Here is a 23053-nt window from a genome sequence, read left to right as displayed (position 1 = left end):
CGGGTGAGGGCAGCGTGGCGAGCATGGCTTGCAGGCGATCCACCGGCGCCTGCCGGGCCAGTTCATCGTAGGCGTCCTTGAACGGCAGGCTGCTGCGATCCAGCCATTGCAGGCGCAGGCCCAGCATCGGGTCGGCGCTGATGGCCGCGTCGATGCGCGAGCGCTGCTCGGCATCGAGCTGGTTGTCGAGATAAGCCACCAGTTGTTCGTCCGAGGGTTTCGTGTTCATCAATGTTCTCCTCGGTAAGGGTGGGGCACCGTGTGCAACGGTGGATATTCGGCCAGTTTCGCCCGGGCGGCGGCCAGGCGACTCATGACCGTGCCGATGGGCACTTGCAGCACGTCGGCGACTTCGCGGTAGGACAATCCTTCGACGTAGGCGAGAAATACCGTTTCACGCTGGGCCTCGGGCAATGCATCGACGCGGCGGATGACCTGTGCCGCCAACACGTGGGTCTGGGCCACGGACTCTCCATCGAACGACAAGGCCTGGTCGGCATCCACCTGGCCCTGACCTTGCCGCACCCGCTGGGCACGGACTTCGTTGAGCCAGATCGAGTGCAGGATGCTCAGCAGCCAGCGGTCCATGCGCGTCCCCGACTCGTATTGCCCGGCCCGCTCCAGCGCGCGCACGCAGGTGGCCTGCACCAGGTCATCGGCGATATGCCGTTGCCGGGACAACAGCAGGCCGTAGCGCCATAAACGCGCCAGATGCTGGTTCAGTTCCGTTCGTATTGCCTGATCGCTGGCGATGGCGACCTCCGTCCGCTCGGGTTGTCAGGTTTTCGATGATCCGTTGATGGCTTCGGCCAGGTCCTGGTACTCCTCGCACTGGGTATTGCCGCAGATGGATTTGATCTGCTGCAGTTGCTCCTGTGCAAGGTCCAGCCGGCCCTTGACCACATAGGCCTCGCCCAGGTATTCGCGGACTTGCGCGTATTGCGGGTCGAGTTTTACCGATTGCAGGTAATAACCGATGCCTTCGTCGGTGCGTCCCAGTTTACGCGTGGCGTAGCCGCGATAGTTCAGCGCTTTTGCGGTATTTGGCTGTTTCAGCGTATCGAGCAGGGCCAGGGCCTCTTCGTAACGTCCGTCCTTGGCCAGTTGATAGGCATAATTGGTGCGGTCTTCGTCAGGCACCAGGCTGCTGGTCTGTTTGACGCACCGCTGCGACCGGGTATCGAGCACCTGTCCTTTCGGGCAGTTGGGTCTGGCGGGCGGCTCGTCATCGCCGCCGTTGGCCAGGGCGAGGGAACCGGACAACGCAACGGTCAGCAAAAACGGGGTCATCAGGACTGCACAACGAATATTCATGGGCTTTGCTCCAGAGCTTCATGGGTTCAGATCAGGACGCGTCCCGCCAGACGCAGTGCAAGGTTGATGTGATGAGAACACCGCAGCATGAACATTTATTCGTTACGTTCTGGCGGCCGATTGCGAACGGGCATCGTTTTGTGTCGTACACAGTTTTGTGTGCACTGAAGATCCCTGTGGGAGCGAGCCTGCTCGCGAAGGCGGAGTCTCAGGCAGCATTAATGTTGATTGACCCACCGCTTTCGCGAGCAGGCTCGCTCCCACATGGGGTTTTCGTTCAACCCAGCAGGCGAATCGGAGCCCCTGCCGCCCAGGCCTTGATGTCCTCGATCATTTGCGAGAAAAACAGCCGGTAGTTCTGTTGGCTGACGTACCCGACATGGGGCGTCGCCAATACATTGTCCAGGGTTCGGAACGGATGGTGCGCGGGCAACGGCTCTTGCTCGAACACGTCCAGTGCGGCACCGGCCAGTCGTTGCTTCTGCAGTGCCTTGATCAACGCTGCCTCATCGACGATCGGTCCGCGGGCGGTGTTTACCAGCAATGCCGTGGGCTTCATCCAGCCCAGGGCTTGTGCGTCCACCAGGCCGCGACTGCGGTCGCTGAGCACCAGGTGCACCGACAGCACGTCGGCCTGTTCGAACAGCTCCTGCTTGCTGACACGGGTCACACCGGCTTGTGCCGCACGTTCGGCGGTGAGGTTTTCGCTCCAGGCGATGACGCGCATGCCGAACACCTGGCCGAATTGCGCGACACGCTGGCCGATGCTGCCAAGGCCGAGGATCGCCAGCGTCTTGCCGTGCAGGTCGCCTCCCAGGCCTTGTTGCCACTGGCCGGCACGCAAGGCATTGGCTTCGGCCACCAGGTTGCGGGTGGCAGCCATGATCAGCGCCCAGGTCAGCTCCGGCGCGGCGTGTTTGTAGCTGTCGGTGCCGCTGACCTGGATGCCCAGCGCGGCGGCAGCTTTCAGGTCCAGGGCGGCGTTGCGCATGCCGCCGGTCACCAGCAGTTTGAGCCTGGGCAGGCGGCGCAGCAGGTCTTCATCGAAGCGGGTGCGCTCGCGCATGACGCAGATCACCTCGAACCCGGCCAGACGCTCGGCCAGCGTCTGGTTGTCGGCGGGATAGTCATGGAGGAAACTCACCTGGCCGACGCTGTCCAGCGCCGACCAGTCCACCACATCCCGCGCCACATCCTGCCAATCATCAAGCACTGCAATCTGCACAGGCATCAGCCTTTCCTCTTCAACGCACGGGGTTGGTCTTGTTCAGCCAGGCGAGCAGGGCCTGGTGGAATTGTGCCGGCTCTTCCATCTGTGGCGCGTGGCCCATGCCAGGGAATTCGACCAGCGTGGACCCGGGAATGAGCTTGGCCACTTGTTTGCCTAGGACGTCGTAGTGCCCGATCTTCGCCTTGACCTCGGGCGGGGCGATGTCACTGCCGATGGCGGTGGTATCGGACGTCCCGATCAACAGCAGGGTCGGCATCTTCAGGTTCTGGAATTCGTAGTACACCGGTTGAGTGAAGATCATGTCGTAGATCAGCGCCGAGTTCCACGCGACTTGCGTATGCCCCGGGCCTTTGTTGAGGCCGGCGAGCATGTCGACCCAGCGATCGAATTCCGGCTTCCAGCGCCCGCCGTAATAGGTGGTGCGTTCGTAGTTGCGGATACCGTCGGCGCTGAGCTTGAGTTCGCGTTCATACCATTGGTCTACCGTGCGATAGGGCACGCCGAGGGCTTTCCAGTCTTCCAGGCCGATGGGGTTGACCAGTGCCAGTTGCTCGACCTGTTCGGGGTATTGCAAGGCATAGCGAGTGGCGAGCATGCCGCCGGTGGAGTGCCCCAGCAGGGTGGCTTTTTGAATGCCCAATGCCTTGAGCAATTGCTGGGTGTTCGTCGCCAGTTGCTGGAATGTGTACTGATAGTGTGCCGGCTTGCTGGAGCTGCAGAAGCCGATCTGGTCCGGGGCGATGACCCGATAGCCGGCGTCGCTGAGGGCTTTGATCGAGCTCTCCCAGGTGGCGCCGCAGAAATTCTTGCCGTGCATCAGCACCACGCTGCGACCATTGGCCTTGCCGTGGGCGGAGACGTCCATATAGCCCATTTGCAGGGACTGGCCCTGGGATTCAAAGGCGAAGTGCTTGAGCGTGTAGGGATAGTCGAAACCCTGGAGTTCGGGGCCGTATTCCGGTGCTTGGGCGTGGGCGATGGCGGGCAGGGCGGCGGTCAACAACAGGCCGGGCAGCCAGCGAGGGAAAGGGCGCGACATGGGAAACTCCATAGAAAATCCGCCGATGCTGGATCGGCTCGATTAGGGCGGCATTAAACACAGGCAATCGCCGCCCTCGATGGTTCAACCCATCCAGCCCAGCGTCGCTACGGCCAACGCGCCGTAGCGGGCGCCTTTGGCCAGGGTGACGATCAGCAGGAAGCGTCCCAATGGCTCGCGCATGACCCCGGCGACCAGTGTCAGCGGATCGCCGATCACCGGTAGCCAACTGAGCAGCAATGACCAATGGCCGTAGCGCTGGTAATGCAGCCGGGCTTTTTCCAGGTGCCGGGGGCTTACCGGAAACCAGCGCCGGTCGCGGAACCGTTCGATCCCGCGCCCCAGCCACCAGTTGAGCAGCGACCCCAGAACGTTGCCGAACGTCGCCACCGCCAGCAGTCCCCAGAGCCAGGAGCGGTCGCTGAGCAACAGGCCGACCAGCACGGCTTCGGATTGTAACGGCAGCAGCGTGGCGGCACCGAATGCCGCGAAAAACAGCCCGAAGTACGCGCCGGACATCAATGGGCGGGGTAGTCCGCGACCACCAGGTCAGTGCCATCCTTTTTCAGGCCGATGACTTGATAGGCATCGCTCATGCCGTCCATTTCCATGCCGGGCGAACCCATGGGCATGCCAGGGGCCGCGACGCCCAACAGATCGTCGCGCTTGCTCAAGGCCAGGACCTGGTCGGCCGGGACGTGACCTTCGACGAATTTGCCATTGATCAACGCGGTGTGGCACGACGCCAGGCGTGGCGGCACGCCGTGCCGTTGCTTGAACTCGCTCATGTTGGCTTCGACGTGGTCTTCGACCTTGAAACCATTGGCCTCAAGATGGCTGATCCATTTTTTGCAGCAACCACAATTGGCGTCGCGATGAACCTCGATCGGAATGAGGTCGGCGGCCTGGACCAGGGAGGACATGAACAGGGCGCTCAGTGCGATCAGACGCAGAGGGTTTCGCATGGGATTCGTCTCGGCTAACGGGCAAAAAAACGCATTCTGACCCTTTTTTCCGGTCAGGCATTCAAGGAGTGTTTCGAAGTACTACAAAGATCGGCTGTTCGATGATGGTAGATCAGTGCTGTCAGGCAGATGAGGGGGACATTACAAAATCGTCAGGTTGGAATGGCGCAGGCGCGTGTTTACGTGATCCTCGGGTCAAAAAAGGTTCTTCACGCATACCTGTAGGAGCGAGCTTGCTCGCGATGGAGGTCAACGATGATGCGGGGAGCCTGACACCCCGCGGTGCTCTCAGGTTTTTCGCGAGCAGGCTCGCTCCTACAGATATTTCGTTATCTCATCGGTCGAGCAGTTTCATGACTTCCTCCGGATAACGCAGGCCAGCGGTGGCATTCGCGGCAAAGACCGACTCCAGCGCCTGCAGTTCATCGGCGTTCAGCCTCACCTGCAGAGCGGCCACGTTTTCTTCCAGGTATTTGCGTTGCTTGGTGCCCGGAATCGGAATCAGGTAGTCACCCTGGGCCAGCACCCATGCCAGCGCCAGTTGTCCCGCGGTCACGCCTTTCTCTGCCGCGAGCGCCTGAACCTGCTGCACCAGCAACAGGTTCCTGGCGAAATTTTCGCCCTGGAAGCGCGGGCTGAAACGGCGATAATCGTCTGCCGCGAAATCATCCGGGCTTTTCAATGCGCCGGTCAGAAACCCTCGGCCCAGCGGGCTGTAAGGCACAAAGGCGATGCCCAGACGCCGGCAGGCCGCCAGGCAACCGTTTTCTTCCTGATCACGGCTCCACAACGAGTATTCACTCTGCAGCGCACTGATCGGATGAACCTTGTGCGCCCGCTCCAGGGTCGCCACCGAGGCCTCGCTCAACCCCAGGTAGCGGACTTTGCCGGCACTGACCAGTTCGGCCATGGCACCGACAGTTTCTTCGATGGCCACCTGGGGGTCGATACGGTGCTGGTAATACAGGTCGAGGGTGTCCACGCCCAGGCGTTTCAAGCTGCCGTCGATGGACTGGCGAATGTATTCCGGCCGACCGTTGACGCCCCGGGCTCCGGGGTTCGCCGGGTCGCGGACGATACCGAACTTGCTGGCCAGGAACACCTGGTTGCGCTTGCCGGCAATGGCCTTGCCGATCAGCTCTTCATTGGTGTACGGGCCGTACATATCGGCGGTATCGAGCAGGTTGACACCCAGTTCCAGCGCGCGATGCAGGGTAGCCGTGGCTTCGCGGGTATCGGTGCCGGTGGTGTAGAAGTCGGTCATGCCCATGCAGCCAAGGCCGATGGCCGACACCTGCGGACCGTTCTTTCCCAATTGACGTGTGTGCATGAAATCAGCTCCCTGTGAAGTGAGCGGCCATTGTTCGCCTCGACAGAAACAAGATAAACCGGCTAAAACGGTTATCACTATTCGTAAAATCCAAACAATCTGTCGGTGGAACCAGCAATGGACCGTTTCAATGCCATGCGTGTCTTTACCCGAATCGTCGAACTGGGTGGCTTTGCCAAGGCCGCCGACAGCCTGCAACTGCCCCGGGCCTCGGTGACCGTCATGATCAAGCAACTGGAGACGCATCTGGGGGTGCAACTGCTGCAACGCACCACACGACAGATCAGCCTGACGCTCGACGGTGCGGCCTATTACCCGCGTTGCGTACGCTTGCTGGCGGATCTCGAAGAGACCGAAGCGGTGTTCAGTGCCGCACGCCACAATCCCAAGGGGCTGTTGCGCGTGGACATGCCGGCGGGCGTGGGGCGCCTGGTGGTGATTCCGGCGCTGCCGCAGTTCACGGCCCGCTATCCGTTGATCGAACTGGAAATCGGCTTGAATGACCGGCCGGTCGACCTGATTCGCGAAGGGGTGGATTGTGTGTTGCGCGGCGGCTCGACGCTGGACGATTCGCTGGTGGCGCGGCCGCTGGTGATGATGGACCAGGTGACCTGTGCCAGCCCTGACTACCTGCAGCGGCACGGAACGCCACATGCCCTGGATGACCTGCGCGGGCATCAGGTGGTCGAGTACTTCTCCAGCAGCAACGCAAAGCGCTATGGGTTGGAGTTTGTGGTGGATGGCCAGGTGCAGTTGGTCGACCTGCCCAAGCAGGTGGCGGTCAACAGTGCCGATGGTTATCTGGCGGCGTGCGAGGCCGGTTATGGATTGGTGCAGACGCCGTACTATCACGTGGCCCGGCAACTGCAGGAAGGGCGTTTGTGTGAAGTGCTGCGGGACGTGCCGCCGCCGGGCATGCCAATGACGGCGCTTTATCCGCCGCACCGCCAGTTATCCCGGCGGGTGCGTGTGTTTGTCGACTGGCTGGTGGAACTCTGTGCCCAGCCTGGCAATGACTTCGTGATTCGACGCAACCTTTGAAAGTCCTCATGGTTATTGCCGCAATGAAGCTAAAACTCTTCATCGGCTGTAACATGTGACCCCGCTTGTGGCCGCTTATCCCGGGAACAGGGTAAGTGCCTGGCAAGCGTCTTGATACAAACCGGATACATTTTCAGATTCAGGAACCCGCAATGACTCAGTCGCAACGTTTGAAATACTCGATTCTGATCTCCCTGGTGGTGCTGGGGATCATGTTTGGCCTTTCCTGGTTGCAGAACACCGGCGTCATCAGCGAAAAAATGTTCCAGTACATCGCCATTGGTGTGGCGGTGATTGTGGTAGTCATCAATGGCGTGATGCGCCGCAAGGTCAAGACCTGATCATTCGCTCACTGGTTGCGCAGGATGGCGGCAGCCTGTGGATGCAGGCTGTAGCTTTTGTCGGGGTTCAGGACAATCACGCCTTCACTGCACAAGCGCTTTAGCACTTCGCGCACGCTGAGAAAGGACAGGGGAATGTCCAGGTCCAGCAATTGGCTGTGCACCCCGCGCACGCCAAGACTGCGGTCGCTTTCGGCGGCCGTCAGCAGGGCATCGATGACTTTAAGGCGGATCAGGCTGGTGCGCAGGCCATAGCTTTTGAGCAGGATCCGGATCCGCTCGTTGCCGTGGCGATCGGTACGCGGCTCGAACACGCCGACTCCCATGGAAGTACCCTTTGGCGCGTTGCTACCGTCCGTTGGCAGTTGCGAGTTGTACATTGCAAAACTCCTTTTCAGAGCCTGATCAGGAAAAATGGGGCGCTCTTACAAGTTTAGACGTATGAGCTGCCCAAATCATGAAGGCTCGAATGTAGAAATTTTGTCGACGTCGTGTGATCAGCCTGTCAGTTCGCACGCCAATGCGCGGCAAAACCCTAAATTATTGATGTGAGCTTCGTCCCTACAGGGAGGCACTGCGCGCGTGGGTGCGCGCAACAGCGGCCATCGTTTTTTCGATCAGGAGCGAGCGTGATTATTTCCAGCCAGTTGACCAGGTTGAGCCTGGCGGGTGTGACTCTGGGGTTGAGCCTGGGGCTGAGCCTTGCCGCGAGCGCGAGCGATACGCCTGCGCAAACGAGCGCGGACATCCGCCGAACCAGTTTCGGCGTGCCGCACATCCGCGCCGACAACGAGCGCGGGCTGGGCTACGGCATCGGCTATGCCTACGCCCAGGACAACCTGTGCCTGCTGGCGAACGAGATCACTACGGTGAACGGCGAGCGTTCGCGCTATTTCGGACCGGATCAGTTCACCGTCGAGGCGCGTGAGAACCTGGTCAGCGATCTGTTCTTCACCTGGCTCAACACCCCGCAAGCCGTCGCCGGTTTCTGGCAGGCCCAGACTCCGCCGGTGCGTGAGTTGGTTGAAGGTTATGTAGCGGGGTACAACCGTTTCCTGAGCGAACGTCGTGCCCAGGGTCTGCCGCAACAGTGCCAGGGCGATTGGGTGCGGGACATCACAGCGATGGATCTGGTCAAACTGACCCGGCGCCTGTTGGTCGAAGGTGGCGTTGGCCAGTTCGCCGAAGCCCTGGCCGGTGCCACACCACCCCAAGCCGTGGCCCGGGCGTCGAGTGCCCAGGCAGCGTTCCAGGTGGCCGCCACACGCATGCAAAGGTTTGCCCTGGACCGCGGCAGCAACGCGGTTGCGATCGGCAGCGAACGTTCCTTTAACGGACGCGGCATGTTGCTGGCCAATCCGCACTTCCCGTGGGTGGGTGGCATGCGTTTTTATCAGATGCACCTGACCATTCCCGGCAAACTGGACGTGATGGGCGCGGCGTTGCCCGGCCTGCCGCTGATCAACATCGGTTTCAATCAACATCTGGCCTGGACCCACACCGTGGATTCGTCCAGGCATTTCACACTGTACCGCCTGCAACTCGATCCCAAGGATTCGACCCGTTATCTGCTCGACGGCCAGTCCTTGCCGATGGACCAGCAGACTGTGACCGTCAACGTCAGGCAGGCGGACGGGCAGGTCAAGGCGATTTCCCGTGTGGTCTACAGCTCGAAGTTCGGTCCGGTGGTGCAATGGCCGGGAAAACTGGATTGGGATCATCAGTACGCCTTCAGCCTGCGCGACGCCAACCTGGATAACGATCGCGTCCTGCAGCAGTGGTACGCGATGAACCGCGCCGAAAACCTCAAGGATTTCCAGGACTCGGTGCACAAGATCCAGGGCATTCCGTGGGTCAACACGCTGGCGGCGGACGATCAGGGGCAGACGCTGTACATGAACCTCTCGGTGGTGCCCAACGTCAGCGTCGACAAGCTGGCACAATGCAGCGATCCGCGGATCGGCCTGCAGATGATCATTCTTGACGGCTCCAACAGTGCCTGTGCCTGGGACATCGACCCGCAGGCGCCACAACAGGGCATCTATGCAGCGGATAAGTTGCCGCAGCTGCTGCGCAAGGATTTTGTCCAGCATTCCAACGATTCGGCATGGATGGCAAATCCGGCGCAACCGCTGACCGGCTATTCGCCGCTGATCAGCCAGGATGGCCAGCCTTTGGGCCTGCGTTCACGCTTTGCCCTGGACCGTTTGAGTACGCTGGCCGGGGCCGGCAAGGTCGCGGTGGGGGACTTGCAGCACATGGTCATGGATGATCAGGTCTATCAGGCGGCTCAAGTGATGCCGGACCTGCTGCAATTCTGCGCGGCGGATCTCGCTGCCGATGCCAAAACCCTCGCGCCACTGTGTGCCAGCCTCAAGGCCTGGGACCGCAAGGCCAACCTGGGCAGCGGTCTGGGCTTGGTGCACTTCCAGAATGTCATGGAGGCATTGGAGTCGGTGCCGGACGTATGGCGCGTGGCGTTCGATCCGCAGGACCCGCAACACACCCCGAGTGGACTCGCCGTCGATCACCCGCCAGTGGCCAAGGCGCTGCGCACAGCGATGCTTGCTTCGGCTGAGCAGGTCAAGGCGTCAGGTCTCAAGCCGGACACTCGCTGGGGTGACATCCAGGTGGTCAGCAGCGGCGGGCAACAGACGCCGATCCATGGCGGGCCGGGTACGCTGGGGGTCTACAACGCTATCCAGAGCGTGCCGCGCAGCGATGGCAAGCGCGAGGTGGTCAGTGGTACGAGTTACCTGCAAGTGGTGACCTTTGACGAAAAAGGACCGCAAGCCAAGGGGCTGCTGGCGTTTTCGTTGTCGAGTGACCCCGCTTCGAAATTTTCACGGGATCAGACGCAGGCCTTTTCGCAGAAGCAATGGAGCGTGCTGCCCTTCACCGAGCAACAGATCACGTCCGATCCGCAGTATCAGGTACAGACGATCCGCCAGCAGGATGCCAAGGTCGTCGCGCATTGAGGTAGTGGAGTTTTACGGGAGCACTGTAGGCCGCACCCCGCACGGGTGGCGGCCTTTTCAGCTTTTCGGGGGCTTTTGCGGGATCGCGTTGACCACCAGATTGCCGTTGTCATTGCGGGTCAGGTAGACCGGCAGGACCCGCGGCAGGGACTTCACCAGGCCGTTGATATCCTTGATGTTGTAGATGCCGCCGATATGGATCGAGCCGGTGCTGTTGTCGGCGACCATCAACGGTTTGTCCAGGTAACGATTGATCAATGGCAGCGCATCGCTCAGTGCCAGATCGTCGAGCACCAGCTTGCCCTGGCGCCAGGCCAGCGAACTGTCATTTTCATAGGTCTGGCTGATGCGGGGAGTGAAGTCGCCGCGACGATAACTGGCCTGCATCGCCGGGTCGAGGCGCAAACCGTCGCCGGGCAGGTCGGTGTTGCTGCTGACCAGTACCGAACCCTCGATCAGATTGACCTTGACCTGGTCTTCATACATCCAGACGTTGAATTGAGTGCCGGTCACGCGAATCCGTCCTTCGGCGGCCTTGACCACAAAAGGGTGGCGGGTGTCATGGCTGACCCTGAAGAACGCTTCGCCTTTTTTCAGCGTGACTTGCCGCTGATCCTTGTAGTTGCCGTACGTGAGCTCGCTGCCCAGGTTCAGCTCCACCTGGCTGCCATCTTTCAAGGTGACCGTACGAACATTGTCGGTGGCTTCGAAGTGCTGGTACGCGTTCGGTACCCAGCCCAGGTGCCAGCCGCCATATCCGGCCAAAGGCAGCGCCAGGGCACAGACTGCCGCGGCAATGGCCAAGCGGCGCCACGGAGCTTCGGGCTGGGGGCGAACCAGCGGCAGGACGGGTGCGGGGCGGGGCAGGTCGCCGGCCACATCCCATATTTCCAGCATCGCTTCGTACTCGAAGGCATGGAGCGGATGTGCATCACGCCATTGTTCGAACGCGTGGCGCTCCTGCTCTGTGCAGTCATTGGCGTGCAGACGCATGCACCAATGCGCAGCGGCATCGGTGATGGCGTCGTAGTCGGCTTCCGAGAGCGTGTGTTCGGTCATTGGCTCATCCTGATTTCGTGCATTCTAACCTTGGGGGCAGTCTGCGAGAACATCAGTCATGGCATTTAACTATCAATGTGTAACTTTTTTTCAACGCTCCGCCCCTGGATAGCCTGTTGTCGGCTTGCAGTATCCATAGGGCGCGTGAAAAAAGATCAAAAAAATCATCACAGTGCCATTGCGGCCGATGTGCTGCGCAGATCCGGGATCTGCGCTTTGTGATGTCAGAATCAGGTTCAAGAGGCCGGTGTGACCGGCACCGGGTCCAGTTGCCGGCCCATTTCGCAGATCAGGAACGCGAGCGAATCGGCATTGTGCAAAATGACGTCAGCCCTGAAGTTCGCATTTTGCCCGTCCAGGAATGCATCCCTTGCCCTCTCCATGGTCCTGCTGCCCGTTAACCTCAGAATGGCCTTGCCGACGTGATAAGACTCCGGGATCGAATCCAGGCTGATCCACGATTGCAGGCTGCTGTTCCAACGCGCAAACAGTTCCTCCTTCGGCGTATTCAGCGACAAGGCTTCGCGCTGGAATTTCAGTTGGGACTGTTTCATGGCTTCACCGTAGGCCGTGATCGGCGCTACCAGGTCGCTGAAAGGGCGCCGGGCTTCAAGGTATGCAATGTCCACGGCCGCGGAAAACAGGTGAGCGAATTCGTGTATCAGCGTGGCGGCCTGGCTGTGGCCGTCGACGTTGAAGGGCTCGGTCAGACAGGATTTGTACCAGTCGAGTTGTTGATCGAAGAACCTTTCGGTGAAATGCACGTGGCGCTGTCGGTCCTTGTCCAGGACAAACGCGATGAGGTTGTCCTGCGGGGCCCGGTTTGAACCCACGACAAAACGATGGGAGTTCATCCAGTCTTCATCAGGGTCGACCAGCGCGTTGCAGATGGGGAGGATGGCGTCCTTGATCTTGTCGAGCAGCGCTGCGTTGACCTCGCCGACACCAAAGAAATCTTTGAGGAAGGTGTCCAGCCGGGTACCGGGGACGAATCTGCGCAGTTGCGTCATGTTGTGCAGGCTGTTGAACGCGTAATAGCGCGCCATGTCGATGGCCTGCACGATCATTCGGGCTTTTTCGGGATGCCTGGCGCGAATGTCTTCCATCCCCCGGGCCTCGATGTTCAGCACCTCCCCGGCGATACGGGCATGAGCAAACTGGTTGTGCATTGTCGACATGGCCTTGCCGAAGTGCACCGTATGGATGTCCGGGTCGATCACCAGTTGCTTGTCTGGCGCCGTCAGCAATACGGGGCCTTGTTCCTTGTCCTTGATCATTCGCCAGGCCGGCCCGGTCTTGTCTACGCCGTAGACCTTACCGGCGATGGGGGCGTAGGTTTTTTTGCTCGCCGCATCGAGGTAGGTGCCGTCAGCGCTGTTTTTCGTCAGGTTCTTGAGTTCGACCGTGGTTTCGAACGGTTGCAGCCGTGTGCGCAGCGGTGCCGTCGAATCGATCTCGGACCACTTTGGCGCGATGATCGGTGTGGCGACCGGTGCGCCAGGGTTTTCCTGGGTTGCCTGGGCCGTGTCGGTCCATCCTTCGAGCGACAGCCTGCCCAATGAGATGAGTTGCGCCGCACCGGCGATGAACTCCTCCAGCGCAACTTTCCAGTGATGATCCTGCAGGGCTTCTGCGGAGTTGAGGGCATCCTTGTAGGCGTTCCAGAGAAACTGCGCATAAGCGAGTTTGCCCGGCAACAGGCCAAGTATGCGGTGGATGTTGGCGCCGAACAGATGTTTGACGGCCTCCCAGTCCGCCTGGCTTGCCGTGTGTAACTGGCTGCCAAGCATTTGCGACAGCAGTCGGGTGTTGTCGTGGAACAGCTGGGTGAGCAAGTTGCCGTCGATGGGGTTGGACCCGAGGGTGATCTCACTCGATTGCCCAACGGTCGAGCTGAACAGGTTGCGGAAGGCGGACTGCTCGCTGTCCGGCAGGCGCCGTAGCAACATGTCCTGCAAGGGGCCCGGCGTGTTCAGCGCCGAGACAAGACTGGCCTCCGTGTCGAATTCGATAAAAGGCGAGCCGCCAGGGTGGTAAGGGGCATAGAGGACCTGCGGCCCGGCCTTTGCGTTGCCGGGGCTCACCAGGTACAGGCCCAACGCTTTGACCGCGGCGGCGCCGGTGGTCTTGATCAGCTCCAGAGGTCGGGCAATCGCGTGTGCTCCCTGTACGGTTGCCCGGGCCGTGGCGTCCGGCATGTCGAGCACCTGTCGAAGCAAATCGAACGCGCAGCCGGATAGCCTTTGCAACAGCTTCAGCTCGTGGGCGTGTTGCAGCAGTTGCCAGGGCAGTTTCTTGACGAAGCGCTGCATCCGGCTTTGAGCATCGGCCGTTGCACTGGACAATGTCTGCGTTACCTGTGCTGCGTAGCTTTGCACAATGTTCAATGACTGCAGCAGTTGACGGACCGCGGCCTGGTCCAGCCCCTCGGGCAGCGCCTGGGAGGTTGTCGGGGAGACCTGGAATCCGGAGCCTTGCGCGACATTGACATGATTCAGGGCGAACTCGGTAAGGCTGCGGGCGGGACCGGTCAGGTTGAGGTCGGGGATGATTTGAATATCGTCGGGGTCCAGCGTAATGGCCGGGAAGCGATTGCCGAGCAACGTCGTCAGCCGTTCATGCACATACGACCTGAGGGGAGTGATCCCGTGCAGGTAGTCTTTGTCCTCCTCGACGCTGTTGCGGTATTGCTCCAGCAGTTCAACGTGCATCCGCTGATCTTCAAGCGGGGCCATGCCAAGCCATGTGGGTAGTGACTGTTGCAGGGTGATCGCCCGGGCGATCGAGGTGGCTCTGCGCAAATGGGTGTTGATCCCGGCGGTGGTCAGCGCTTTCAGCGCCTTTTTCTGCTTCGTGTCGCTCAGTTCCAGGCTGCGCGCGTGTTCGCAGCGAGCCAGAAAGTGATCGATGGATGAGCGTGCGACCTGCTCCAGTACTGATCCTTCAATCAGCCGCAGCGCACCCAGTGAGTAGCTTTGGTGGAATTGGCGTTGGCTCGGGGTGAGGTTTTCCAGTAGCGCCATGCGTTGTTGCGGGTCGAGCAGGCGCCGGTTCAGTTCTTGCCTGGCACGGCTGATGTTGTCAAACACCTCCAGCCCCTCGGCGGGCGTCCACAGGATCGTTCGGCCGGAATGCGAGGGGTCGAGTCCGCCGCGCTCGGTCAGGAGCAGGCAATGGGCGAGCGGCAGGATATCCCGCACACCGGAGCACTCAAGGGTCAGTGAATAGGCATCGGGCCGGAAGCCCTTCAAGGAGCGACGGTTATGCCTTTCGGCCTGATCCGGGTTGAACACCGTATCGACTATGGCCCGGTCCGCATCCGTCAATGTCGCGCTGAGGGTGCGCAGGCTTGCCTCGCCGCGGATGCCGACAGAAAGTGCATGGGCCAGGCGCGGCTGCAAGTTTTCCAGGTAGACCCGCTGCAACGCCAGTGAAGCGATCGGTTGTGCGGCGAAGTCGGCGTTGATCAGCGTTTCGATGTCACTGAAGCTCTTGACGAACGCTGCCGCCGTATCGGCCAGCACCATGGATGGATGCTGGTCGCCGGACAACACCGGCCGAGTGCTCCAGCGTCCGTCAGTCTCCAGCTTCAGCAGCCGCTCGTTGATCATCGAACGGATATCCAGCGCCTTGTCGAACAGGGCCTGGATGTCCACGGCGCCGTCACTGTGGCGGAACACCTGCAGGCTGTATTCCGTGTTCTGCAGTTGCTTGGTGACGATGGCGTCGAAGAGCTTGCTGAAGATCGCGCCGGAGATCGTTTCCCCGGTCACATTCGGCCGGTCAAAACCAATGAATCGCTGGCGTTCGTCCAGGCTCAGCAGGCCATAGAGTTCGTCCTCGTGACCGGCCGCGCCGAACTTGCTCTGCACGGTATCGCGCAAGTCCTGATAGTCCTTGAGCACCTGCAAACCTTCGGTGGGCGTGTAGAGAAACGCATGACTGGCGCTGACCATCAGTGAACCGGCCAGCTCGACGTAATTGGCCGGGTACTCCCACAGGCGCACGGTTTCGACCGTCATTGATGTGTTCGTCCGGCTGGCTGTCGAGATCAACGCGTGCAGGTCCTGGCTTTGCTTCGGGGTGATGATCCCGGCTTCGCGCTTGAGCAGCAGCTGCACGCGCGCCTGATCGGCGATGGCCCGGCCGAAGAGTGCGCGACGCGAGGCGCCATTGGCGCTCGCCGCGTCCCAGTATTGTTCGAGCTGCCCGATCAGCAGGCTGACCAGTTTGCGCGAGACAGTCGTGACCGCCGTCTCCCAGTGCCCCTGGTCTGCGTTTAGCAGGGACTTTTTCGGGTGGGAAAATTCATGGGTCTGCCCGGAGGGCCAACGCTGATGGCGATAGTGCAGGAGCAGGGCGTCACTCAGCGACAGGGAATTGACCCAAGGTCGCGACGGACGGCTTGCATCCTCGTTCCCGTCAGTCGCTGCCAGATAGAAGTTCACCCGGGTCTGGCTCTGATCCACGTCGGGAAAAGACGCGGTCAGTTGTGCAGCCAGCAATGCATCGAGCAGCGACGTCAGGGACGGTAGCGCCTTGAGTTCATCGAGCAGGGCCTGGTCGTTGAGTTGCTGATGGCGGGAGAGGGTGTTGCGCTGGTCCTCGAACACGTCTCCTTCAATGGTTTGAAACTCCAGCCCGATATCGTCGGCAGCCACCACGGCCTTGCGTTGTGCCAGGGCCATGAAGGCCAGCAGTTCATCGTCTTCGTTGGCTGTTTTGAGGCGTGCCGTCAGATGTTCGGTCAGGGCCGAACGACTGGTGAATTTCTGTATACCGGCGTAGGGGGTGTAGAGAATCACGCCGTTGTCATCCGGCGTCGCGGTCAGCAAAAAACTGCCGGCCAGTGCCACGGGTTCCTGGCCAGGGATCTTCAAAAGGATTTTTTTCGCCAGCATGGGCGGCGTCTGCTCATCGCGCAGGGCCTGGCTGGCCAGTTCGATATGGCTGAACCATTGGAAATCCTTTTGCGTCAGCCCGTGGGTTTGGCCCAGCTCTCGCCAGAGGCCGGGCAACGACAGTGCTTCGGGGAAAAACAGCGGAGTTACGGGTGTAGACATCGTCGAGTCTCGCTCAAGGTGCCACTCAAGGGCGCCTGTGGGTTGAGCATCGAGACTAAAAGCGGGTGCGCGGATGCAGGTGGTAAATAGATAACGCACGGGGCGTGGGCATTGGTGAAACGGATTTACCTCGTCGCCCCTGAGCGAAAGGTTGACAGGTCACTCGCCGCGCGTTGTTAATCGGCGGGTCTTTGTACGCTGTTGTTCCCTCCAATAATCATTCTGGAGCTTCAGATGTCTGCGCCACACGATCACGCCTCTACTGCCGTCTCGTCACACCTGTCACTCGAAGCGCTGAGCGCTTTGCTGGAAAAGATTTTTCTGCGTCATGGCACCTCGGCCGAGGTTGCCCGTGTACTGGCGCAAAACTGCGCCGGCGCCGAGCGCGATGGCGCCCACAGTCACGGGGTGTTCCGGATCCCGGGTTATGTTTCGACGCTGCAAAGCGGCTGGGTCAATGGCCAGGCCGTTCCGGTGGTCGAAGATGTGGCGTCGGGGTTTGTGCGGGTCGACGCCAATAACGGCTTTGCGCAACCGGCCCTGGCGGCGGCACGCGAATTACTGGTGCAGAAAGCCCGAAGTGCCGGCATTGCAGTGCTGGCGATCCGTAATTCGCACCATTTCGCGGCCTTGTGGCCAGATGTCGAACCCTTCGCGTATGAAGGGCTGGTAGCGTTGAGCGTGGTCAACAGCATGACCTGCGTGGTGCCCCACGGTGCCGACCGACCACTGTTCGGTACCAATCCGATTGCCTTCGCCGCGCCACGGGCTGGTGGCGAACCGATTGTCTTTGACCTCGCCACCAGTGCCATTGCCCATGGCGACGTGCAAATTGCCGCACGCCAGGGTGAACGCTTGCCGCAAGGGATGGGTGTGGACAGCCTCGGCCAGCCGACTACCGACCCTAAAGCAATTCTTGAGGGCGGCGCGTTGCTGCCTTTTGGCGGACACAAGGGCTCGGCGTTGTCGATGATGGTCGAGTTGCTCGCGGCGGCACTGACCGGCGGCAATTTTTCCTTCGAGTTCGACTGGAACAACCACCCAGGCGCCAAGACGCCCTGGACGGGCCAATTGCTGATCGTGATTGATCCGGACAAGGCAGCGGGGCAAAGTTTTGCCGAACGCAGCCAGGAACTGGTGCGGCAAATGCACGGTGTCGGCCTGAAGCGTTTGCCGGGTGACCGGCGTCATCATCAGCGCGCCAAGTCGCTGGCCAATGGCATTGAACTGGATGCCCGGACGCTGGCGAACCTGCGGGAGCTGGCGGGGGACTGATTCGGGGTATTGGCAAATAATGTCTAATTAACGCAACCCCTGTAGGAGCGAGCCTGCTCGCGATGGTCGTTAACGATTACGCGGGAAATCTGATTCCCCGCGGTGCCCTCAAGTCCATCGCGAGCAGGCTCGCTCCTACAGGGTTTGCGTTTTTTGATCGGAACGCTCAGCGACGCCCCAGCAACAACCCCACCACCAGGCCGAACCCGGCGGAAATCGCCACGGTTTGCCATGGATGCCCGCCGATATAGGTTTCAGTGGCCTCGACCGCGGGCAGGGTGCGGTTGCGCACGCTGGTCACCGAATCCCTGGCCTGCTGGAGTTTCAGGGCGATTTGTCCGCGAAGGGTGTCCGCTTCTTCCCCAACCAGTGAGGCGCTGCTTTTCAGCAGTTTTTCCGACTCTTCGATCAACGATTGAAGTTCGCTGAACGCTTGATCCTTGATTTGATCTTCGGCAGCTTGCGCGGCGGTTTTGCGGGCCATTGAAGTACTCCTTGCGGGTAAGTGGACAGTGAACAATGGAGTCTGCGGTCGTCGGAAAAGTTGCAGCTATTTTGCCCGGGAAGGTCATCTTGCTGAAAAACCGGCGCAGGACATTTCGCCCTACAGTGTAAGATGTCGCCAATTTTACGCAGCAGGAAATTCCCATGAGCTTCAATCTGGCCGACAAATCCCTCGCCGAGCGCGCTGCGCTTGAAGACGAGAAATCCCGTCTGTTCGAACTCTGGCAAAACAACCTGGGCAAAGCCAAGGGCGAGGCCGCACGGTTGTTTGGTGAACGGGCCAAGCGCAAAGGCAAGTGGGCCGAATGGGTTCGCGCCGAACTGGACGGTATGTCGCCCCCGGAATACGCCAACATGGTGCGCAGTGAAGTCAATCGCCTGATGGCGGCCAACAAATAACATCGGCTGTCAGGCGAAACTCGCGACAATCGCCTCGCGCACTTTCAACACGACCGGGTCAAGCTGGGTGCTGGTGCGCCAGCCCAGCTCGATCGGGTAGCGCGGCAAGGCCAAAGGGCAGGGCAGCAGTGCCAGGCCGCTGAGCGTCGCGATGCTTCGGGCGGCATGGGCCGGAATGGTCGCCACGGCCTGGCTGCCCTTGAGCAAATGCGGCAGCGCGGCAAAATGCGTGGTCGAGGCGCACACCCGCCGACTCAGGCCCAGCGCCGCCAATCCTTCATCGGTAATCCCGATAAAACCGCCGGAAGACACCAGAATGTGCTCGCGGGCCACAAACTCCTCAAGACTGATGCTGTGCTGGCCCTCGGCCAGGCTCGACGGGTCTGCCAAGCACAGATAACCACCTTCTCCCAGCACCTGGCGGCTGAGCAGCCGTTCGGCAAACCCGCCCGCGGTGATCGCCAGGTCAATGCTGCGCTCCATCAACGCTTGGGCAACGATCTGGCTGTGGGTCTGGCGAAAAATCAGCCGCAACTTCGGCGCGCTCCGGGCGATTTCCTCGATCAGTCGCCGGCCGTAGGCAATTTCGAAATCGTCCGACATTCCCACGGTGACCGAGCGACCTTCGTACTGCTGCGCAGCCGGATCGACCATCGCCAGGCTCTGCCGGCATTTGTTCAGGGCCTCGCTGACCACCGGCTTGAGCTGATTGGCCTTGAGCGAGGGCGCCAGGCCGCGCCCGGTGCGCACGAACAGTTGATCGCCATAGACCTCGCGCAAGCGGCGCAAGGCCGCGCTGACGGCCGATTGCGTCACGCCCAGGCGCAAGGCGGCACGGCTGGCGCTGGACTCTTCGTGCAGCGCTTCGAAGACTTTGAGCAGGTTGAGGTCGATGTCGGTGATATTCATCTGATTCATATCATTCAGCAGTGAATCGGTCTTTTTTGATGATCGCGTGGCGCCGGAGAATGAGCAACCCCTGAAGCGAATGGAGTTTTCGTGATGCCCAAATCAATCGTTGCGGCCTTGCAGATTGGCGCCTTGCCCGGTGGCAAGGCCGACACCCTGGAACAGATCCTGTCCTATGAACACGCGATCATCGAATCCGGCGCTGCGCTGGTGGTAATGCCCGAAGCGCTGCTGGGCGGTTATCCCAAGGGCGAGGGTTTTGGCACTCAGCTTGGTTTTCGGCTGGCGCAAGGTCGCGAAGCCTTTGCCCGCTATTTTGCCAACGCCATCGACGTGCCCGGCGCGGAAACCGAGGCGCTGACGGCGCTGTCCGCACGCACCGGGGCGAATCTGGTGATCGGCGTCATCGAGCGCGCCGGCAGCACCTTGTACTGCACCGCCTTGTACTTTGATCCGCAGGCCGGGCTGGTGGCCAAACACCGCAAACTGATGCCCACCGGGACCGAACGGCTGATCTGGGGCAAGGGCGATGGTTCGACGCTGCCGGTGATCGACAGCCAGGTCGGGCGCATCGGTGCGGTGGTGTGCTGGGAAAACATGATGCCGCTGCTGCGCACGGCGATGTACGCCAAGGGCGTGGAGGTGTGGTGCGCGCCGACCGTGGACGAACGGGAGATGTGGCAGGTCAGCATGCGCCACATCGCCCATGAGGGGCGTTGTTTCGTGGTCAGCGCCTGTCAGGTCCAGGCATCGCCCCAGGCCCTGGGACTGGACATCGCCAACTGGCCGGCGGATCGGCCGTTGATCGCTGGCGGCAGCGTGATCGTAGGACCCATGGGCGACATCCTCGCCGGACCGATGCAAGATCGCGCAGGTCTTCTGACCGCGCAGATCGATACTGACGACCTGGTGCGTGCCCGCTACGACTATGACGTGGTCGGTCACTACGCTCGCCCGGATGTGTTCGAGCTGACCGTGGACGAGCGCGCTAAACCGGGGGTGCGCTTCACTTCCTGATGCCTGAGGGCCTTGGCCAAAGCAGTCAGGCAACTTGATAACTTTGACCATTGCCCGCCACCCCTGGCAGAGCGAGTATTTCCCTGTTGATTACGGTTCCCCCCAACCTAATAAGAAACACAAAGGGATTCTGGCAATGCGCGATTACTTGTCTGCTACAGATCAGTTCAACTATCAGCACACAGTCGACGCCACACTCGCAGGCGATCTGACGGCACTCAACGCCTGTGTCGAATGCTGTGACCGGCATGCCTTGCCGGGTCGCATCGCGCTGTTCTGGGAGGGGCGCGACGGCGCCAGTGCGACCTACACCTTCACTGATTTGCAGGACAAGGCCGCGCGTTTCGCCAATTACCTGTTGGCCCAGGGCGTGAAGAAGGGCGACAAGGTCGCCGGCCTGCTGCCACGCAACATCGAATTGCTGATCACCGTGTTTGCCGCCTGGCGCATCGGCGCGGTGTATCAACCGCTGTTCACCGCGTTCGGCCCCAAAGCCATCGAGCACCGCCTGAGCTGCTCTGGCGCCAAAGTGGTGGTGACCGACGCGGTGAACCGACCAAAACTCGCCGAAGTCGCCGACTGCCCGACCATCGTTACCGTCACCGGCCCCAAAGGGCAGGGCCTGGTGCGTGGCGATAGCAGTTTCTGGGCCGAACTGGCCAACCATTCCTCCCACTGCGAACCCGTGCTGCTGACTGGCGAAGATCCGTTCCTGATGATGTTCACCTCGGGCACCACCGGCCCGTCGAAAGCGCTGTCGGTGCCGCTCAAGGCCATCGTTGCGTTCCAGAGCTACATCCGCGACGCGGTTGACCTGCGCCCGGAAGACGCTTTCTGGAACGTCGCCGATCCGGGTTGGGCCTACGGCATTTACTACGGTGTCACCGGGCCCCTGTCGATGGGGCATCCGATCACCTTTTACGATGGCCCTTTCACCCTCGAAAGCACCTGCCGGGTGATCAACAAGTACGGGATTACCAACCTCGCGGGTTCCCCGACGGCCTACCGTTTGCTGATTGCCGGCGGCGATGAGTTCGCCAGGTCGATCAAGGGCAAGCTGCGCATCGTCAGCAGCGCCGGCGAGCCGCTGAACCCGGAAGTGATCCGCTGGTTCGCCGACAACCTCGACGTGGTCATCCACGACCACTACGGCCAGACCGAGTTGGGCATGGTGCTGTGCAACCACCATGGCCTTGAACACCCGATTCACATGGGTGCCGCCGGTTTTACCTCGCCGGGCCACCGCATTGCGGTCCTCGATGACGAATACAAGGAACTCGGCGTTGGCCAGCCCGGCATCCTGGCCATCGACCGCAGCCAGTCGCCGATGTGCTGGTTCGCCGGCTACGAAGGCGGGCCGACCAAGGCCTTTGTCGGCAACTACTACTTGAGTGGCGACACCGTCGAGTGGAACCCGGACGGCAGCATCAGCTTCGTCGGTCGCAGCGATGACGTGATTACCACCTCCGGCTACCGGGTCGGCCCGTTCGACGTGGAAAGTGCGCTGATCGAACACCCGGCCGTGGTCGAGGCCGCCGTGGTTGGCAAACCCGATCCGGAGCGCACCGAACTGGTCAAGGCGTTCGTCGTGCTCAGCCCGCAGTACCGCGCAGAACCTGCGTTGGCCGAAGAGCTGCGCCAGCACGTGCGCAAGCGCCTGGCGGCGCATTCCTACCCCCGTGAAATCGAATTTGTCAGCGAGTTGCCGAAAACCCCAAGCGGCAAATTGCAGCGCTTTATCTTGCGCAACCAGGAAATCGCCAAGGCTCAAGAGGCTGCGGCGAAGAACCTTCCAGCTTGAAAGGGAAACAATGATGCAGATCCAGAACAAGATTTTTATCGTCACCGGTGGTGCTTCCGGCCTCGGCGCAGCGACGGCCGAGGTGCTCGTCGCCGCAGGCGCGAAAGTGATGCTGGTGGACATGAATGCCGAGGCCGTTGCAGCCCAGGCCCAGCGCCTTGGCGCGCACAGCGTGGTGGCGGACATCAGCAACGAAGCGGCGGCCGAAGCGGCCGTGCAGGCGACGGTCGAAGCCTTTGGCGGCCTCAATGGTCTGGTCAATTGCGCCGGCATCGTGCGTGGCGAGAAGATTCTCGGCAAGAACGGTCCGCACTTGCTGTCCAGTTTCAGCCAGGTGATCAACGTCAACCTGATCGGCAGCTTCAACATGCTGCGCCTGGCGGCAGCGGCGATTGCGCAAACCGAAGCGGATGCCGATGGCGAACGCGGCGTGATCATCAACACTGCGTCTGCCGCGGCATACGACGGTCAGATCGGCCAGGCGGCCTACTCGGCGTCCAAAGGGGCCATCGTCAGCCTGACGTTGCCGGCGGCCCGTGAACTGGCGCGCTTCGGCATCCGTGTAATGACCATTGCACCGGGCATTTTCGAGACGCCGATGATGGCCGGCATGACCCAGGAAGTCCGCGATTCTCTGGCCGCTGGCGTGCCATTCCCGCCGCGTTTGGGCAAACCGGGTGAGTATGCCGGGCTGGTGAAGCATATTATTGAAAACAGCATGCTCAACGGCGAGGTGATCCGTCTCGACGGTGCCTTGCGCATGGCCGCCAAATAAGGAGGATTTGTC

21 protein-coding genes are annotated in these 23053 nt (G+C 61.0%); 8 read left to right on the top strand and 13 right to left on the bottom strand.

All coding sequences use genetic code 11. The features are described from left to right. The 8 genes from Q8X48_RS29420 to Q8X48_RS29385 form a co-directional block, all read right to left on the bottom strand. Positions 1 to 229 (bottom strand): anti-sigma factor family protein (locus tag Q8X48_RS29420; protein ID WP_407802803.1); only part of this gene is annotated, 229 nt, incomplete at its 3' end. Then, positions 229 to 711, bottom strand: coding sequence for an RNA polymerase sigma factor (locus Q8X48_RS29415; RefSeq protein WP_310650742.1), 483 nt, complete (start codon positions 709 to 711; stop codon positions 229 to 231). The genes Q8X48_RS29420 and Q8X48_RS29415, both read right to left, overlap by 1 nt. 66 nt (positions 712 to 777) lie before the next feature. Further along, the gene (locus tag Q8X48_RS29410; protein ID WP_095966656.1) at positions 778 to 1314 is read right to left on the bottom strand and encodes a tetratricopeptide repeat protein; all 537 of its coding nucleotides are present in this window, start codon (positions 1312 to 1314) and stop codon (positions 778 to 780) included. Between the two features lie 277 nt (positions 1315 to 1591). Further along, positions 1592 to 2545, bottom strand: a complete 954-nt coding sequence (locus Q8X48_RS29405; RefSeq protein ID WP_407802320.1) for a D-2-hydroxyacid dehydrogenase family protein — start codon at positions 2543 to 2545, stop codon at positions 1592 to 1594. A gap of 13 nt (positions 2546 to 2558) precedes the next feature. Continuing rightward, positions 2559 to 3584, bottom strand: a complete 1026-nt coding sequence (locus Q8X48_RS29400; RefSeq protein WP_407802319.1) for an alpha/beta fold hydrolase — start codon at positions 3582 to 3584, stop codon at positions 2559 to 2561. 84 nt (positions 3585 to 3668) lie between these two features. After that, on the bottom strand, positions 3669 to 4103 hold the full coding sequence (locus Q8X48_RS29395; protein ID WP_126045711.1) for a YqaA family protein: 435 nt from the start codon (positions 4101 to 4103) through the stop codon (positions 3669 to 3671). Continuing rightward, positions 4103 to 4549: a DUF411 domain-containing protein gene (locus Q8X48_RS29390; protein ID WP_407802318.1), complete on the bottom strand. Its 447-nt coding sequence runs from the start codon at positions 4547 to 4549 to the stop codon at positions 4103 to 4105. The genes Q8X48_RS29395 and Q8X48_RS29390 overlap by 1 nt, the downstream gene beginning before the upstream one ends. Before the next feature lie 334 nt (positions 4550 to 4883). Beyond that, positions 4884 to 5879, bottom strand: coding sequence for an aldo/keto reductase (locus tag Q8X48_RS29385; RefSeq protein ID WP_407802317.1), 996 nt, complete (start codon positions 5877 to 5879; stop codon positions 4884 to 4886). A gap of 117 nt (positions 5880 to 5996) precedes the next feature. On the opposite strand from Q8X48_RS29385, the gene Q8X48_RS29380 reads away from it, so the two are divergent. After that, the gene (locus tag Q8X48_RS29380; RefSeq protein WP_407802316.1) at positions 5997 to 6920 is read left to right on the top strand and encodes a LysR family transcriptional regulator; all 924 of its coding nucleotides are present in this window, start codon (positions 5997 to 5999) and stop codon (positions 6918 to 6920) included. 152 nt (positions 6921 to 7072) lie between these two features. After that, entirely contained in the window at positions 7073 to 7261 is a 189-nt protein-coding gene (locus Q8X48_RS29375; protein WP_015094967.1) for a hypothetical protein, read from the top strand. 8 nt (positions 7262 to 7269) lie between these two features. Here the strand turns inward: Q8X48_RS29375 and Q8X48_RS29370 are convergent, their stop codons facing one another. After that, on the bottom strand, positions 7270 to 7641 hold the full coding sequence (locus Q8X48_RS29370; RefSeq protein ID WP_015094968.1) for a hypothetical protein: 372 nt from the start codon (positions 7639 to 7641) through the stop codon (positions 7270 to 7272). Between the two features lie 249 nt (positions 7642 to 7890). On the opposite strand from Q8X48_RS29370, the gene pvdQ reads away from it, so the two are divergent. Beyond that, complete coding sequence (pvdQ, locus tag Q8X48_RS29365) at positions 7891 to 10239, top strand: bifunctional acylase PvdQ (RefSeq protein ID WP_407802315.1); 2349 nt, start codon at positions 7891 to 7893, stop codon at positions 10237 to 10239. Between the two features lie 57 nt (positions 10240 to 10296). On the opposite strand, the gene Q8X48_RS29360 is transcribed toward pvdQ, so the two are convergent. Next, positions 10297 to 11298, bottom strand: coding sequence for a FecR family protein (locus tag Q8X48_RS29360; protein ID WP_407802314.1), 1002 nt, complete (start codon positions 11296 to 11298; stop codon positions 10297 to 10299). A gap of 236 nt (positions 11299 to 11534) precedes the next feature. After that, complete coding sequence (locus Q8X48_RS29355) at positions 11535 to 16361, bottom strand: hypothetical protein (RefSeq protein ID WP_407802313.1); 4827 nt, start codon at positions 16359 to 16361, stop codon at positions 11535 to 11537. A 234-nt stretch (positions 16362 to 16595) separates the two neighbouring features. Between Q8X48_RS29355 and Q8X48_RS29350 the strand changes: the two genes are divergently transcribed. Further along, positions 16596 to 17636, top strand: coding sequence for an Ldh family oxidoreductase (locus Q8X48_RS29350; protein ID WP_407802312.1), 1041 nt, complete (start codon positions 16596 to 16598; stop codon positions 17634 to 17636). A gap of 166 nt (positions 17637 to 17802) precedes the next feature. Here the strand turns inward: Q8X48_RS29350 and Q8X48_RS29345 are convergent, their stop codons facing one another. Then, on the bottom strand, positions 17803 to 18120 hold the full coding sequence (locus tag Q8X48_RS29345) for a DUF883 family protein (RefSeq protein WP_015094973.1): 318 nt from the start codon (positions 18118 to 18120) through the stop codon (positions 17803 to 17805). A 164-nt stretch (positions 18121 to 18284) separates the two neighbouring features. Between Q8X48_RS29345 and Q8X48_RS29340 the strand changes: the two genes are divergently transcribed. Continuing rightward, the gene (locus tag Q8X48_RS29340) at positions 18285 to 18539 is read left to right on the top strand and encodes a hypothetical protein (RefSeq protein ID WP_126045720.1); all 255 of its coding nucleotides are present in this window, start codon (positions 18285 to 18287) and stop codon (positions 18537 to 18539) included. 9 nt (positions 18540 to 18548) lie between these two features. Here the strand turns inward: Q8X48_RS29340 and Q8X48_RS29335 are convergent, their stop codons facing one another. Beyond that, entirely contained in the window at positions 18549 to 19457 is a 909-nt protein-coding gene (locus Q8X48_RS29335; RefSeq protein ID WP_407802311.1) for a LysR family transcriptional regulator, read from the bottom strand. Positions 19458 to 19541: 84 nt separating this feature from the next. Between Q8X48_RS29335 and Q8X48_RS29330 the strand changes: the two genes are divergently transcribed. The 3 genes from Q8X48_RS29330 to Q8X48_RS29320 all read left to right on the top strand — a co-directional run bounded on the left by Q8X48_RS29330 (position 19542) and on the right by Q8X48_RS29320 (position 23041). Beyond that, positions 19542 to 20465: a carbon-nitrogen hydrolase family protein gene (locus tag Q8X48_RS29330; RefSeq protein ID WP_407802310.1), complete on the top strand. Its 924-nt coding sequence runs from the start codon at positions 19542 to 19544 to the stop codon at positions 20463 to 20465. Positions 20466 to 20601: 136 nt separating this feature from the next. Continuing rightward, positions 20602 to 22266, top strand: coding sequence for an AMP-binding protein (locus Q8X48_RS29325; protein ID WP_407802308.1), 1665 nt, complete (start codon positions 20602 to 20604; stop codon positions 22264 to 22266). Positions 22267 to 22279: 13 nt separating this feature from the next. Further along, complete coding sequence (locus Q8X48_RS29320) at positions 22280 to 23041, top strand: SDR family NAD(P)-dependent oxidoreductase (RefSeq protein ID WP_126045724.1); 762 nt, start codon at positions 22280 to 22282, stop codon at positions 23039 to 23041. The last annotated feature ends 12 nt before the right edge of the window (positions 23042 to 23053 follow it).

Origin of the sequence: Pseudomonas sp. QLc11A, assembly GCF_052112305.1 — a bacterium.
GTDB classification, from domain to species: domain Bacteria; phylum Pseudomonadota; class Gammaproteobacteria; order Pseudomonadales; family Pseudomonadaceae; genus Aquipseudomonas; species Aquipseudomonas laurylsulfatiphila.
The sequence above is the reverse complement of the archived record's forward strand: the minus strand, read 5'-3'. Positions and strand labels throughout refer to the sequence as shown.

Bases quoted from the DNA above. Each gene is read 5' to 3' on its own strand.
- Q8X48_RS29410 (WP_095966656.1), bottom strand. From the start codon at position 1,314: ATGAATATTCGTTGTGCAGTCCTGATGACCCCGTTTTTGCTGACCGTT.
- Q8X48_RS29405 (WP_407802320.1), bottom strand. From the start codon at position 2,545: ATGCCTGTGCAGATTGCAGTGCTTGATGATTGGCAGGATGTGGCGCGG.
- Q8X48_RS29400 (WP_407802319.1), bottom strand. From the start codon at position 3,584: ATGTCGCGCCCTTTCCCTCGCTGGCTGCCCGGCCTGTTGTTGACCGCC.
- Q8X48_RS29395 (WP_126045711.1), bottom strand. From the start codon at position 4,103: ATGTCCGGCGCGTACTTCGGGCTGTTTTTCGCGGCATTCGGTGCCGCC.
- Q8X48_RS29390 (WP_407802318.1), bottom strand. From the start codon at position 4,549: ATGCGAAACCCTCTGCGTCTGATCGCACTGAGCGCCCTGTTCATGTCC.
- Q8X48_RS29385 (WP_407802317.1), bottom strand. From the start codon at position 5,879: ATGCACACACGTCAATTGGGAAAGAACGGTCCGCAGGTGTCGGCCATC.
- Q8X48_RS29380 (WP_407802316.1), top strand. From the start codon at position 5,997: ATGGACCGTTTCAATGCCATGCGTGTCTTTACCCGAATCGTCGAACTG.
- Q8X48_RS29375 (WP_015094967.1), top strand. From the start codon at position 7,073: ATGACTCAGTCGCAACGTTTGAAATACTCGATTCTGATCTCCCTGGTG.
- Q8X48_RS29370 (WP_015094968.1), bottom strand. From the start codon at position 7,641: ATGTACAACTCGCAACTGCCAACGGACGGTAGCAACGCGCCAAAGGGT.
- Q8X48_RS29360 (WP_407802314.1), bottom strand. From the start codon at position 11,298: ATGACCGAACACACGCTCTCGGAAGCCGACTACGACGCCATCACCGAT.
- Q8X48_RS29355 (WP_407802313.1), bottom strand. From the start codon at position 16,361: ATGTCTACACCCGTAACTCCGCTGTTTTTCCCCGAAGCACTGTCGTTG.
- Q8X48_RS29350 (WP_407802312.1), top strand. From the start codon at position 16,596: ATGTCTGCGCCACACGATCACGCCTCTACTGCCGTCTCGTCACACCTG.
- Q8X48_RS29345 (WP_015094973.1), bottom strand. From the start codon at position 18,120: ATGGCCCGCAAAACCGCCGCGCAAGCTGCCGAAGATCAAATCAAGGAT.
- Q8X48_RS29340 (WP_126045720.1), top strand. From the start codon at position 18,285: ATGAGCTTCAATCTGGCCGACAAATCCCTCGCCGAGCGCGCTGCGCTT.
- Q8X48_RS29335 (WP_407802311.1), bottom strand. From the start codon at position 19,457: ATGAATCAGATGAATATCACCGACATCGACCTCAACCTGCTCAAAGTC.
- Q8X48_RS29330 (WP_407802310.1), top strand. From the start codon at position 19,542: ATGCCCAAATCAATCGTTGCGGCCTTGCAGATTGGCGCCTTGCCCGGT.
- Q8X48_RS29325 (WP_407802308.1), top strand. From the start codon at position 20,602: ATGCGCGATTACTTGTCTGCTACAGATCAGTTCAACTATCAGCACACA.
- Q8X48_RS29320 (WP_126045724.1), top strand. From the start codon at position 22,280: ATGCAGATCCAGAACAAGATTTTTATCGTCACCGGTGGTGCTTCCGGC.